Source organism: Oleiphilus sp. HI0061, assembly GCF_001635675.1.
On the sequence record NZ_LWFE01000335.1, the window covers coordinates 47,900 to 62,339 of the forward strand.

Below are 14,440 nucleotides of genomic sequence, written 5' to 3' on the forward strand. Positions count from 1 at the left end.
CGAATATGATCAAAAACGTATAACAGAAAGCAAAAAGCCGCAATACACAATGAACAATGTATTACGGCTTACTCAACTAACTAGCGTACTTTTTGGAACCTTCTGACCAGCTCAGGTGCCTTCGACTTCGACTTCCATCTCTACGTCTTTGAATAATAGTCCGAATGTATCCCAGACCTCTTCGACGGATTTCTCAATTTCATGCACTGCATGCTCTGAGGACGCGACAAGCTGTTCCTCTTTTTCTTTCAGTCCTGAACGATAATCTAGCAGTTTTTGATATTTATTTTGTGCGATTGATCGTAGCTCGTCAGGCAAGTCCTTTACCCTGTGCTCCATGCGGTCGATTTTGTAATCCCATTCTTCTAATTTCTTTGCAAATTTCTCAATTTGCTCATGATGTGAAGACATTTTCACTACTCCTACTATGCTACAAGTCAACGCCAGAATAGCGCGCTACAAAAAAAAGCTCATTGATGTAGGTCAACGGCCGATTTATATTCATATAAGCTTAGAATTCCAATATGAAGGTGACATGACAGCATGGCCGTATTTTTTGTACACGATGTAGGGAAAGGGCTCGTTACACCACTAGACCGAAAGTTTAGGGTTCGTGATATTCCTCCAGCGGATGAACTGACTGAAATACAGAAAGTTCATTCTAAAGCTGAAACCGACCCCGAAGACTTTAAAGATCATCGCCAAAAGTCAAAGCAGAAACCCGCGGAGCCGAGTGCAAGCCAGCAGAAAGCGATTTCTGCCTACCAAGAAGTTAAGCCCGCCCGGAGCCCTTTAGGGAGAGTGAAGAATATTATGAGCTCGCCGGTACTGAGTATCAGCAAAGATAAGACGCTCGAAGATGCCTGGCGTATTATGCAGAAGTATGAAATACATCACCTGGTCATTCTTGATGAGGAACAGAAATATTGCGGAATGCTATCTGATAAAAAGATCGTCCCTTTTCTAATGAGCCCACAGGGTGGTAAGCTCGAGGAAACGCAGAAAAGCTCGCTAAACGCCTTCTGTCACGAATCGTTGTTATCAACCCACCCAGAAACTCAGGTAGAAGACTTAGCACCAGCTTTGTTGGAGTATGGCTTGGACGCGATAGCGGTATTCGAGAATCAACAGATTGTCGGGATCGTTACCCACCCCGATATATTGAAGACGATACTACTGAAGGAGTCGCTAGAAGCAGATGCTTAATCTGGTCGAGCTTGTTGGGGGCTAAAAAGTAAAATGATTAGACCTAAGAGGCCAACTGCCGTGATCGATAAGCCGGCTTCTAATACGACACCTGCAAAACGGTGGTCTAAGCGGTAGAGACCACTCGAAAAACCATAACTCAAATCCAGTAACCCCAGGAACAGTGCCGCACCGGCGCAGGCTGCTGCGAGTACTCGGCCCTTTTGCATCCATTGGTTGCACCACAAAGGCAGGGCAGAAACTAGCATACCAAAGGCCAGAATTAAATCAGGCAGCACAAAGCTTCTTTCCCACAAGTAATAGCCTTCAAAATGTGGCATCAGTGCTCTTAGCTCTTCGATAGAAAAGAGCGAGCCGTTAAAGAACTGCCACCAGAAATGTATGATTCCCAGTGCTGCACCGATATAAATCATCGCCAAAAGGCGCTGAAACTTAAGTTTCTTAATCATCTTTTTTCAAGGGGGTCAGACTCGATTGAAAGCTATGTAGCCAATAGACCAATACATGCTACCTCTGGACGATGCTAAAGGCTATAGTGCTAAAATTAGCTACTTTAAATTCGGAGATGACACTTATGCGCCTATTAGTCTTGCTTAGCATGATCACCTTGCTTTCGGCCTGCAGTACACCGCTTAAACCAATCAATAATGGCCATGGCACGACAGAAGGAATAATGGGAGAAACGATTCAGGAAGTTTCAGCTTATGGTTTGATTACCCAAGTTGCTGCAGAGGAGGGCTTAGTGAATATCAAACATGGGCCGATTCCCGAACTCAATTGGGCCCCTATGTTGATGACTTTCAGAGTTAGTGAGTCTTTGTCACTTGAGCCATTCAAGGCGGGTGATAAGGTTAGCTTTATACTGGAGCTGGATGAAAAGGGTTTGCATCGGCTGAAATATGTGGAAATCAGAAAGTAAGTGAGATCTCGCTTCAGCGTCAACTATCGCACCAAAACTAAACAAAGCCATGTTTTGCTCTCTATAAGTGAGCCTAACTTATTCACTTATAGGTATATAGATTTCAGTGATTACGAATATAAGTAATTGTTATTTAATGTGAAGTCTAAAAACGGCCCGAGCTATGCTCTCTCAGATTATGTAAATTTTTAAACCTAATCTAAGAGAGATTAATTATGGCCTATATCGAACCGAGTGAATTCGCCACCAAAATGGTTGATTCAGGTGAACAGAAAATTTTCATGTCCACCAAAGATACGTTAGTACGTGCATTCATGGCGGGTGCAATTCTAGGGCTCGCCGCATTCTTTGCTATTACTGTTATTGTGAAAACAGGCAGTTTATTAGTTGGCTCACTTTTATTCCCTGTCGGCTTTATCATGCTCTATTTGATGAAGTTCGATTTGTTAACCGGTGTGTTCACGCTAGTGCCGCTATCAATACTTGATAAACGTAATGGCTGTACCGTGCCGCAAATGTTGAGAAACTGGGGCTTGGTTTTCCTTGGTAACTTTGGTGGCGCACTGACCACAGCTTTCTTTGCTTCGTTTATTCTAACTTATGGTTACAACACTGACGGCGGTGCCTTGGCAGCTAAAGTGAGCACCATTGGTGAGTCAAGAACACTGGGTTATCAAGCGCATGGTGCTGATGGCTGGTTCACGATATTTATTCGTGGCATGCTGTGTAACTGGATGGTATCGATGGGTGTTGTCGGTGCAATGATTTCAACCTCTGCAACGAGTAAGATCATTGCAATGTGGATGCCGGTAATGCTCTTCTTCTTTATGGGCTTTGAACACTCTATTGTAAACATGTTCCTATTCCCATTCTCTATGATCATGGGCGGTGACTTTGGTTTATACGAGTACTTCGTATGGAACGAAATCCCAACAGCTTTGGGTAACCTTGCTGGCGGCTTCTTACTAGTAGGTCTGCCACTATACTGGACGCATGTTAGGACTAATCCAGAGCGTAAGGTCGCTTAATACTAAAATAATATAATAGGAGCCCCGCCAGAAATGGCGGGGTTTTTTATGTCTAAGCAACTTAAAGTATCTGTTAGTCAGTATTCAACTGCAGGAAAGAAAGACCTGAATCAGGACTTCCATGCAGCCTATGCCCCGGAAGAGCCTTTGCTCGCGTCCAAAGGGCTGGTGGTCGCTTTGGCTGACGGTATTAGTAGCAGCAATGTAAGCCAGATTGCGAGTGAAACCGCGGTTAAAGGTTTTATACAGGACTACTACAGCACATCAGACTCCTGGTCTGTGAAGACCTCTGCTCAACGGGTTCTTAAAGCAACTAACTCCTGGCTGTTCGCGCAGACCCAAAATAGCCCGCATCGCTTTAATAAAGACAAAGGCTATATCTGTACCTTTAGTTCGCTTGTTATTAAGTCGAACACTGCTTATTGCTTTCACTCTGGTGATTCACGTATCTACAGGCTTGCTGACAATAACCTTGAGCAACTAACCAAGGATCATCGACATGTCGTTGATGCAGAAACGAGTTACCTGACCCGCGCATTGGGCGTTCATGACACTTTGGAAATGGACTATCGAGCGCTTCCTCTAAGTGAGGGAGATATCTTTATTCTTGCTACTGACGGGGTGTATGAGTTTCTTACTGAAAAGCATTTGGCGAATACGATTACGAGAGCTTTTGAGGAGACAGGGAAAGTACCAGATAGTTTGGCAAAAGAGTTGGTTAATGAAGCCCTGGCAGCGGGCAGCGATGACAATTTAACTTTGCAGATCGTGAGCATCGATAGTTTACCGGCGCGAGAGTTAAGTGAGTTACAACAGCAGCTTACTCAGCTGCCTCCTGCCCCCAGATTAGAGGCTCGTAAAGAGTTTGATGGATACATGATTCTACGTGATATCTATATCAGTAGTCGTAGCCATGTATTTCTAGCAGAAGACCAACAAACAAAAAAGAAGGTGGTGATAAAAACACCTTCCACAGAAATGAGAAATAACCCGGATTACTTGGAAAGCTTCTTGATGGAAGAGTGGATTGCAAAAAGGGTGAGCAATGCTCATGTTTTGAAAGCAATTGAACCTGATAGAAAGCGTAATTTTATTTATTTAGTGTACGAATATATTGAAGGGCAGACGCTTGCACAATGGATGCTGGATAACCCTAAACCGGACATCAAAACAGTGCGAGAGATCGTTACTCAAATTGCTAAGGGGCTTCAGGCCTTTCATCGACAAGAGATGGTGCATCAGGACTTAAGGCCAAATAATGTCATGATTGATAGCCAGGGAACGGTAAAAATTATAGATTTTGGCGCAACAAAAGTAGCCGGAATTACTGAGGTGATCAGTAAAAACGAAGGCATTATGGGGACAGCTCAATTCACTGCACCGGAATACTTTTTGGGGGAAAGCGGAACAAGCAAGTCTGATCTGTTCTCTCTAGGCGTCATGACCTACAAGATGTTAAGTGGCGAACTACCTTACGGCAATGATATTTCAAAGATTAAAGATCGGCGTTCACTAGGGCGGCTAGGCTACCAATCCATCGATAAGGGGCGGGATGTTCCTGGCTGGTTTGACTACGCAATTAATAAGGCGGTTCATATTGACCCCTTAAAGCGCTATGGTGAAGTATCCGAGTTTATTTATGAGCTGAATCATCCAAGTAAAGTCTACGTAAATAAAGCCAAGCCACCGTTGTTGGAACGTAATCCCGTACTTTTTTGGCAGCTAAGCTCGTTGATTTTACTAATTATTGTGCTTTATCAAGCCAGCATGACGTAAACAATGTAGGCGGTTGGATTTGGGGCAACCGCCCGTATAAGTTTTCAAAGGCTTGGGTTACTTGTTGGCTATTCGGGCGTACTGCACTCCGCGCGGCTAGGGTCTTCAGCACAACGGATTTTCCATAGTAGCCGCAGCGCCTTAGGGTTAAAGGTACTATCTTCTTTTAGGGCCAAACGAATATCTCGGCTAAAGGTATCAAATTCAGACTTGGATGCATCACTTGTTTTGATCCAGTACTTGGCAGGAATTTCGTCTTCTGCATCTTTTACCATCTTATGGATTTGAGTGAGACGAGAGACCATGTATTTACGCATTTTGTTGCCAAAATCTGGAGCGAAGTTTTCCTTCTTGATAACCGTTTGGAGCATGCCGTAAAACAAACGGTAATCAATGATGCCACCTTGCTCTCCTAAACCGTGGTATAGCTCGAATGTGTTGTAAGCCAATGCCGGCATTAACAGAATATCGATATTGCCATTGTTAAACTGGCCAGAGAAGGTTGCCAGAGAGGTGGAAACGGGAGAAGCACCGGCCAGGGAGGCGAGTTTGAAGGCTTGCGGGTCACCATTCAAAACCGATATTTTTTTACCGCTGAAGTCAGGCACTGTGTTAATAGATTTATCATTGACGAATACATACATGGAGCCAACGGGAAATGAGGCGACAATTTCATATTTGCCGTTACTCATCAAGGTGCCTGCCTTTGGACTGGCTAAGGTTGCCAGTATTTTATTCAGCCCCTGATCCGACATGATTCCACCAATCGCATCAAGAGAGCCTCCAAAGGGTACATAGTCGCGGGACAGAATTGCACTCAAGTGTGCGGCATCACAAATGCCTGCTTTGAAGTCATTGGAAGCAACCTTCTCGTCAGTGTAAGCCTTGAATTCGAGGTCGATACCCCAGGCTATAGCTTTAGGTTTGAGGTCAGCATAGAAAGTCATCACAGGACCATTGGTACCCACCGGATCCCAAGTGCAGATGGACTTCTTCTCTAGCGAGAAAGCTGAGGTGCTAAATAAATATATTACGAATGAAAAGAATGTATAGAGTGCGTATTTCATATCAGAGCCCTTTGTTATTTTTAAAGTAAGGTACTGCTCAATCCTTATGAATTACTCTCTATATCGTACTTAAGATAGGTCGGGACTGGTTTGATATTGGTCAATTAAACATCAATGAAGGCAGGTCATATTTTAAACTAATTAATATGTTACTGGCATGAGCTATGGCCGCATAAGCGAGCATGAACCTTCTCATGGATTTATTATTCTGAGTTGATGGTAATGGATCGTTGGCGAGGTCACTAAGAACAGGTATTCATGGAAGACTTAAATTCGAGGTTATCAAGCTTTTCTTGACGTTGGCTAAGTGCCAATTGCAGGCCTCTTAGTCCATTGTCAAAATGGCCTAGTTATCCTGATTAAACGAGGTTTAAGATTTATGGCCTTGAGAACAAAGCAGTAGTTACCGAGTTTAGATTATATTTATGCTGCGTTGAATAAGTCTCGTTGTATCCAAAGCCAATAAACCAGACTGAACTTTCTCTATTCATTAGTGTCCTAAAGTATGTGTAAAACGCAGTTTAAGTCTTTTTAAGCATCTTCGTGATATTTAGTAAAGGCGCTTGCAGCTCCATGATTTTTGTGCCAGAGTTTCACAGATGGGTATTCTGAAACAGATAAAACAAAAGTATTCAAAACAAATAAGCGTCTTGCTGGCCGTTTTGATGATGCTATCTCCGATTATATCTTCGGCGAGTACTCTGTTGATGAGCGAAAGTATAATGCCTCATCATTCAATCTCGGTATCAACTGAAAGTGATGTTGAACAAATGAAGTCTGCTTCAGACCGAGATTCTTGTCACGAGACATCCGCTCAAGCCGTAAAAAACTCCACGAAGATGACTACATCTTCAGTCACAAATGACTGTTGTGATGAGTCTTGTTTGTGTGCACAAGCTGGTTGTCAGTCATCTTCAGCGGCTTTTCATAATTCCGCGTTATCAGTCAGCACGGATAGGGCTGCCTTTAATTTTACAGCGCCATTTTATCTAAACCCACAGACATTACCTTCTTTCCCTCCTCCCATTTCATAAGACCTTAGGGAAGTTCCGCCTTAAATTCGGAGCTCCCGTCGCTTTTTAGTTTTACTTATCGCTAGTTAATTTTATAGCCCTTGGGCTCGCTAAATAGCTTTGGACCTTGTCTTATGTTTCGCTTTAAAACAAAACGTGTCTTGTCACGTTTAATGTATATTTATTCTGGTTTGCTCGTTGCTTCAAGTGTTTTATCTGTCCATGCCTCGGAAGAAAGCAATGGAACCTTGCAAACGACTAAGTTAGTTCAAGCCCAGTCAGTTCAAACTCAGTCTGAGCAAGGAGGCTTGCTTTCCCTATCTGATGTGCTCACTAGAGCTCGCGCCAATGATTTCAGGCTAAAGTCCCTGGGTATTCAGGCGAAGGCTTTTGAAGCTGAGGCAAAAGCGAGTGACTTTTTGCCAGACCCTACTCTGTTTGCGGCGATACAGAGCTTACCGACAGACACATTTGAATTTGATCAGGAGCCTATGACCCAATTACGGGTAGGCGTCAGACAAATGTTCCCCAAAGGCGACACCTTATCGCTGCGCGAAGATATTAACCAGGAGAAAGTGGGCCTTCAGACCGTCAAGCAGGAAGCTTATTGGCTAGGGCGTAAACAAAACATTGAGAAAGCTTGGTTAGAAGCTTGGTTTTGGCAGCAGAATATTGAACTCATTTCTGAAGACCGTGTATTTCTAGAGCAAATACATGAATTTATTCAATCATTATATGAAGTAGGCAGTAAGGATCAGAGNGACCTGATTGGCGCGGAACTCGAACTCATCAAGTTAGAAGAGCGTTTGATCAAAGCAAGACGAAGTTTTCAAAAGAATCTGGATAGCCTTAATACCCTCGCAAACGAAACGCTAACGAGTACTCAATTGCCAAAGAAACTGGAATCTTTTGATATTTCAACACTGACTTTGGCTAAATCAAATGGCCTCGTTTCTTCGTTACAAAACCATCCAAAAATTCGTTTGATAAATCAGAAAATTAACATTGCAAAAAGCAAAGTGAATTTGACCGAGCAGTCTTTGGAGCCCTCTTATGGTGTGGAGTTGAGCTACGGCCTGAGAAGTGGCGACAATATGGATGGATCTTCTCGTGCCGACTTCTTTTCAGCGGGTGTGAGTGTTCAGTACCCCTTTTTCAATCGAGGTCAGCAAACCAGCCAGATCAGCGCAGCTAAGCATCGTCAGGCAGCCATTGAGTTGGAGCGTGCAGAAGCATTTGAGCAAGCTCGCTTTGCATTGAAAGATCTCGCCAACCAATATGACATCACTCGCGATCAGCGTGTGCTTTATGAAGAAAAAATATTACCCACATTAGACAAACAGAAGCACAGCGCCATGCATAGCTACGAGTCAGATAAGGGCAATTTCCGCATCGTATCTGAGCTGTTTCTGAAGGAACAAAGCGCAAAAGTGCAGCGTTTGCGCTTGCTGGTGAATGAACAACTTATTCTATCTCGTATTAATTATTGGCTGAACTAAAGCTAAGGAGAATCAACACATGAAGCAATTTATTTTAGCCATTACTGTCCTAGCCATTGGTTTGGCCTTGGGGACCTTTTTCGGCCCTCAACTCATGCAGGGGACAATGGGTGATGGAGATATGTCCTCCGCCGACAGTAGCGAGAAGAAACCAATGTACTGGGTTGCTCCGATGGATAAAAACTATCGACGCGATGGCCCTGGACTCTCCCCGATGGGTATGGATTTAGTTCCGGTGTATGAAGAAGACAGCGGTGATGATAATACAGTGAAGATCTTAGCCACTGTTGAGAATAATCTCGGCGTTAAAGTCGCTAAGGTTAAAAACGAAGAGATTATGGTGCCAATCGATACCGTAGGAACCGTCCAGTTTGATGAGAGCCGTATCTCCCATATTCATCCGCGGGTAGAAGGTTGGATTGAACGGCTGAATGTTGCTGCAAGTGGCGATCCGGTTAAACAAGGTCAAACGCTTTTTGAGCTTTACAGTCCAGAGCTTGTCAATGCGCAGGAAGAATACCTTGCCGCATTGCGCAGTAAAAACAGAAACCTGATTAAGGCTTCGAAGTCACGCCTTCGTTCACTAGGTTTGAGAGACACCCATATCAATGATTTACAGAAGAGACGTAAGGTCGATCAATTGGTGAAGTTTACGGCTGAACAAGATGGCATTGTCATCGATCTTAAAGTGCGCGAAGGCATGCATATCAAACCAATGACTGAGGTGATGTCGATAGGGTCGCTGGAAAGCGTCTGGGTTCGTGGTGAAGTCTATGAACGACAAGCTTATCTCATCGAACGTGGTCAGAGTGTAGCGATAAATCTCAATTCGTCACCTGATGGCAAATGGAACGGCATAATCAATTACATCTATCCGTCTCTTGATCAGAAAACACGCACCTTGCAATTCCGAGCGCGAGTACACAACCCAGATTTTGCCTTGCGACCTCATATGTTGGCGAATTTACGCGTTGAGAATATGACACAAGAGGCCATGACAACGGTGCCCAGATCAGCTGTTATCAAAGCAGGAAATCACAATCGTGTCGTGAAGTCGCTGGGCGACGGGCGTTATAAATCGGTCATTGTAGAACTCGGTCTCGAAGGCCTTGTATCGACGATGAAGGGGGATGTTGAGGTCATGGAATCAAAGGTACAGATACTTAAAGGTCTGTCTAGTGGCGATGACGTTGTTGTTTCAGCGCAATTCCTGATTGATTCGGAATCCAACATCGAGGCCGAACTAATGCGTATGGAAGACGCTGCAATGAGTCAGGAGATGAATGGCGGTATGACAGATAGTTCAGGTCCGAGAGTGATTACCTCAGGGACAGTTCATAAGGTCATGGGGAATATGGGCATGATCAATGTCACACACGACCCGATCCCTGAATGGGAATGGCCGACGATGAAAATGGACTTCCAGGTGTCAGATCAGGTCGATCTCAGTCAGTTCAAGGAAGGCGAGGCAATCCAATTTGAGATCGAAAAAACAGGGGATTGGGATTATCTGGTGACGAGATTGGCGACAGCGTCCGAAGGATTGTCAGCGGTAACGATGATGGATATGGCGACGATGGAAATGGAAATGAATCATGATCATATGAGCATGGATATGAGTTCGAATGGCGAAGAAGAAAAAGCCTCAGTCGAAACCTCTGGCAAGGTCAAAATGTTAATGCTTGATATGAATATGATTGAAATCGTTCACGAGCCTATACCTGAGTGGAGTTGGCCCGAGATGAGTATGTCCTTCTTAGTACCCGAGGGCGAGAAACTGCCCGAAATCAAAGATGGCGATGAATTAACATTCTCGTTACGGGAAAACGCAGATGGGGACTATGTCATGTCAAATGTCAGACTGAAATAGAACGTTCAAAACGCAATTTTAAAAATAATCACTTTGAGGAAAATACAATGAATAAAACACTAACTTCTTTAGCAATGTGTGCAGGCTTACTTGTCTCGACAGCTGTTTTTGCAAGTGGACCCAATGATGGCCATCACCATGGACATGGCAACGGAAAAGATATGGGCAAAGGCCATATGATGAAAGGTATGGATAAAGGAATGTCGGGCAATATGTCTGAAAAAGGCGCCGGACATATGCGCGAGGTAATGGGTGAAGGACGTATTAACAAAATCATGGCCGATCGAGGCATGATTAACATTAAGCACGAACCCATGCCAGAGATGAACTGGCCCAAGATGAAAATGAACTTCAAAGTCGACAAGGGCGTTGATTTGGGCTCTCTAAAGCCAGGTCAAATGGTCGACTTTACCTTACTTGTCGACAACGACAATAACTACATCATCAAGAATATAAACAGCAAATAAGCGACATGAAAGCAGCACTCCGGTGCTGCCCAAATTCATTTGCTGACGAAAGATTACTGGAGTAAATAATGATAGCCGCGATTATAAAGTGGTCGATACAAAATCGGTTTTTTGTACTATTAGGCACGGCAATATTGATCGGGTTTGGCTTGTATTCTGTCAAGAATACGCCAATCGATGCAATTCCTGATCTGTCTGATGTGCAAGTAATCATTAAAACCACTTACCCAGGACAGGCACCGCAAGTCGTTGAAGATCAGGTAACTTATCCGCTTACGACGGCGATGCTGTCGGTACCGGGGGCGATTACCGTCCGGGGCTTTTCATTCTTTGGTGACTCCTATGTTTATGTGATCTTTGAGGATGGCACGGACCTATACTGGGCTCGGTCTAGGGTACTAGAGTACCTAAACCAAGTGTCGGGCTCCTTGCCCTCATCAGCGAAACCACAACTAGGCCCCGATGCAACGGGCGTTGGCTGGGTATATCTCTATGCGCTAGTAGATAAAACGGGTCAACATGACTTAGCGGAGCTACGTAGCATTCAGGATTGGTTCTTGAAGTATGAATTACAAACGGTTCCGGGCGTTTCTGAAGTAGCGACAATAGGCGGTATGGTGCGTCAGTACCAAATTGAAGTTGATCCGAACCTACTCCGCTCTTACGACATTCCTTTAGCCCATGTTGGCATGGCAATTAAAAAGGCCAACCAGGAAACCGGTGCTTCTGTTATCGAGATGGCTGAAGCAGAGTACATGGTGCGCGTTAGCGGCTACTTGCAAAGTGTAGATGATATTAAAAATATTCCACTCGGCATAAACGCTAAGAACACGCCACTGCTTTTGAAAGATATTGCCAAGATTGAATTGGGTCCACAGATGCGACGCGGCATCGCTGAATTGAACGGCGAAGGTGAAGTGGTCGGTGGTGTTGTAGTGATGCGCTTTGGCGAGAATGCACAAAGCGTTATTGATAATGTGAAAGCAAAATTGGAGAGTTTGAAGAAAGGCCTGCCTGACGGAGTAGAGGTTGTAACAACCTATGATCGTTCAAGCCTGATTAGTCGAGCAATCGATAACCTCTACGAAAAGCTATTAGAAGAGTTTATCGTCGTAACTATTATTTGTGCGCTTTTCCTATTTCATTTCCGTTCATCTCTGGTTGTACTGGTTAGCTTGCCTGTGGGTATTCTCACGGCCTTTATCATCATGTATCAGCAAGGTTTGAACGCCAATATTATGTCTCTGGGTGGAATCGCGATTGCGATCGGTGCGATGGTTGATGGCGCCATCGTCATGATTGAAAACGTTCATAAGCATATGGAAAAAACAGAGCTGACAGATGAAAACCGTTGGCAGGTGATTACCCAGGCTGCATCTGAAGTCGGGCCACCTTTATTCTTCTCTTTGTTGATTATTACAGCCAGCTTTCTGCCTGTGTTCACTCTTGAAGCACAAGAAGGCAAGTTGTTTTCACCCCTGGCATTCACTAAAACCTATGCGATGGCAGCTGCCGCGGGTCTTGCTATTACACTCGTGCCAGTGTTGATGGGCTACTTTATTCGTGGAAAAGTGACGCCTGAACATAAAAACCCGATTAACCGCTTGATGATTGCCATGTATAAACCAGTGATCAAAGGTGTGCTGGCTTTTCCTAAAACGACTCTTTTGTTTTCTGCTGTTGTCTTAGTGGTTGGTTTATGGCCAGTGACTAAGCTAGGAAGCGAATTCATGCCACCATTGGACGAAGGTGACTTGATGTATATGCCTACAACATATGCCGGTGTATCAGTCGGCAAGGCGAGAGAGCTACTCCAACAAACCGATAAATTGATCAAAACCGTACCAGAGGTCGAGTCTGTTTTCGGTAAAGTCGGGCGTGCCGAAACAGCAACTGACCCAGCACCGCTCACGATGATCGAAACATTCATTCAACTTAAACCGCGAAGTGAATGGCGGGCTGGCGTGACGACAGAAAGCCTACGCCAGGAGTTTGATAGTTTGGTTAAATTTCCTGGTTTGACGAATGCCTGGGTCATGCCAATCAAAACGCGAATAGACATGCTATCAACGGGTATTAAAACGCCTGTAGGCATTAAGATCGCCGGCCCGAGTTTGTCTGAGATCGAGAAAATTGGTAAACGATTAGAAGAAGTTTTACCTGAAGTGGAAGGTACGGCTTCCGTTTACTCTGAGCGCGTCGCCGGCGGTCGCTATGTAAAGATTGATATAGACCGTGAACGCGCAGCACGATTTGGGATGAGTGTGGCGGATATTCAAGCAGTCGTGCGTGCTTCGATTGGCGGCATGAATATTACTGAAACGATCGAAGGTTTAGAGCGTTATCCGGTGAATCTGCGTTATCCGCAACATTATCGCGATTCCGAACAAAAACTGAAATTGCTGCCTATTGTCACTCCCGGAAAACAACACATTGCTTTGGCTGACGTGGCTGATGTTTATATCGCAGATGGTCCGCCGGGAATTAAGAGTGAAAATGCTCGTTTAAATGGTTGGACGCTTGTCGATATCGATGGGCGTGATCTGGGGTCATACGTCAAAGAAGCACAACAGATTGTTTCTGAACAAGTCGAAATTCCGGCGGGTTATTCCATCGCTTGGTCTGGCCAATACGAGTACATGCAACGAGCCGAGGAACGTCTGCAAGCTGTTGTGCCACTTACCTTGGCGATCATCATGCTACTTCTTTACATGAGCTTCCGTAACTTTTTGGAAGTACTCATCATTATGGGAACCGTACCATTTTCGTTAATCGGAGGGCTTTGGTTGATGTATTGGCTGGATTACAACATGTCGATAGCGGTTGCGGTTGGTTTTATCGCTCTCGCAGGTGTGGCTGTTGAGATCGGCGTACTGATGTTGGTTTATTTAAATCAATCCTATCAAGCCACCATTGAAAACGCCAAGCGAGATATGCGTTTGTTAACGAAGGAAGATATTCGTGAATCTGTCATGCAGGGAGCCGGGCTGCGGGTGCGCCCCATCTTGATGACGGTTCTGTCTCTGATGGTCGGTTTAATTCCAATCATGATGGGAACGGGCACAGGTTCTGAAGTAATGCAGCGTATTGCAGGGCCCATGATTGGCGGCATGATCAGCACCTTGGCATTGAGCTTGATGTTAATTCCCGCGATTTTTTATGTGTGGAAACAAACAACTCTGAAGAAAGCGAATAACGAAACAATAGAACAGAATATACAGACAACAAAATAGATAAAGAAAGGACAATGAAAATGAAACTATCGCTAACGAAATCAATAACTGGCTTTGCCGCTATCAGCGCAATCCTAATCACAGCTGCATGCGCAAATCATAGTCATGATGATGGCACAGGCCATATGTCAGCGGGAGATGGCCAGCACGATCACCACAAAATGATGCAAGAAAAGCATATGGGCGATACCGGTGGGCACGGTCACATGAGTGTCGACATGAAAGACGGCATGCAAGACGGGCAAAAAGGTGGAGGTCATCATGGGGGGGGGCACCATGGTGGCGCTCACGGTGGTCATCATGGAGAGTCATTGGCGGGTAAACCAGGGCAAGAAAGTGAAGTGGATCGCGTGATTAACGTT

General features: G+C 44.6%; 12 protein-coding genes. 9 read left to right on the forward strand and 3 right to left on the reverse strand.

Annotated features, from left to right (window positions below; genetic code table 11):
* Nucleotides 1–111: 111 nt before the first annotated feature.
* Complete coding sequence (locus A3735_RS04495) at nt 112–411, reverse strand: hypothetical protein (protein ID WP_068506983.1); 300 nt, start codon at nt 409–411, stop codon at nt 112–114.
* Between the two features lie 132 nt (nt 412–543).
* Between A3735_RS04495 and A3735_RS04500 the strand changes: the two genes are divergently transcribed.
* Complete coding sequence (locus tag A3735_RS04500; protein ID WP_068506990.1) at nt 544–1,206, forward strand: HPP family protein; 663 nt, start codon at nt 544–546, stop codon at nt 1,204–1,206.
* On the opposite strand, the gene A3735_RS04505 is transcribed toward A3735_RS04500, so the two are convergent.
* Entirely contained in the window at nt 1,203–1,655 is a 453-nt protein-coding gene (locus A3735_RS04505; protein ID WP_068506996.1) for a hypothetical protein, read from the reverse strand. The genes A3735_RS04500 and A3735_RS04505 overlap by 4 nt on opposite strands.
* Before the next feature lie 125 nt (nt 1,656–1,780).
* Between A3735_RS04505 and A3735_RS04510 the strand changes: the two genes are divergently transcribed.
* The 3 genes from A3735_RS04510 (at nt 1,781) to A3735_RS04520 (ending at nt 4,929) form a co-directional block, all read left to right on the forward strand.
* On the forward strand, nt 1,781–2,125 hold the full coding sequence (locus tag A3735_RS04510; protein WP_068510116.1) for a copper-binding protein: 345 nt from the start codon (nt 1,781–1,783) through the stop codon (nt 2,123–2,125).
* Between the two features lie 215 nt (nt 2,126–2,340).
* Nucleotides 2,341–3,153 carry a formate/nitrite transporter family protein gene (locus A3735_RS04515; RefSeq protein ID WP_068507001.1) on the forward strand — a complete coding sequence of 271 codons (813 nt, stop codon included), beginning with the start codon at nt 2,341–2,343 and terminating at the stop codon, nt 3,151–3,153.
* 48 nt (nt 3,154–3,201) lie between these two features.
* Entirely contained in the window at nt 3,202–4,929 is a 1,728-nt protein-coding gene (locus tag A3735_RS04520; protein ID WP_068507072.1) for a bifunctional protein-serine/threonine kinase/phosphatase, read from the forward strand.
* A gap of 68 nt (nt 4,930–4,997) precedes the next feature.
* On the opposite strand, the gene A3735_RS04525 is transcribed toward A3735_RS04520, so the two are convergent.
* On the reverse strand, nt 4,998–5,996 hold the full coding sequence (locus A3735_RS04525; RefSeq protein WP_068507004.1) for a putative solute-binding protein: 999 nt from the start codon (nt 5,994–5,996) through the stop codon (nt 4,998–5,000).
* A gap of 1,147 nt (nt 5,997–7,143) precedes the next feature.
* Between A3735_RS04525 and A3735_RS04535 the strand changes: the two genes are divergently transcribed.
* From A3735_RS04535 to A3735_RS04555, 5 genes are all read left to right on the forward strand, one after another.
* Nucleotides 7,144–8,508 carry a TolC family protein gene (locus tag A3735_RS04535; RefSeq protein WP_068637650.1) on the forward strand — a complete coding sequence of 455 codons (1,365 nt, stop codon included), beginning with the start codon at nt 7,144–7,146 and terminating at the stop codon, nt 8,506–8,508.
* 121 nt (nt 8,509–8,629) lie between these two features.
* Nucleotides 8,630–10,378 carry an efflux RND transporter periplasmic adaptor subunit gene (locus tag A3735_RS04540; protein ID WP_197485666.1) on the forward strand — a complete coding sequence of 583 codons (1,749 nt, stop codon included), beginning with the start codon at nt 8,630–8,632 and terminating at the stop codon, nt 10,376–10,378.
* A 47-nt stretch (nt 10,379–10,425) separates the two neighbouring features.
* Nucleotides 10,426–10,845, forward strand: coding sequence for a copper-binding protein (locus A3735_RS04545; RefSeq protein ID WP_068507012.1), 420 nt, complete (start codon nt 10,426–10,428; stop codon nt 10,843–10,845).
* 68 nt (nt 10,846–10,913) lie between these two features.
* A complete protein-coding gene (locus tag A3735_RS04550) occupies nt 10,914–14,078 on the forward strand; it encodes an efflux RND transporter permease subunit (protein ID WP_068507013.1) in 3,165 nt (1,054 codons plus the stop codon).
* 20 nt (nt 14,079–14,098) lie between these two features.
* Nucleotides 14,099–14,440: hypothetical protein (locus A3735_RS04555; RefSeq protein WP_197485667.1), on the forward strand; the 342-nt coding region annotated here is incomplete at its 3' end.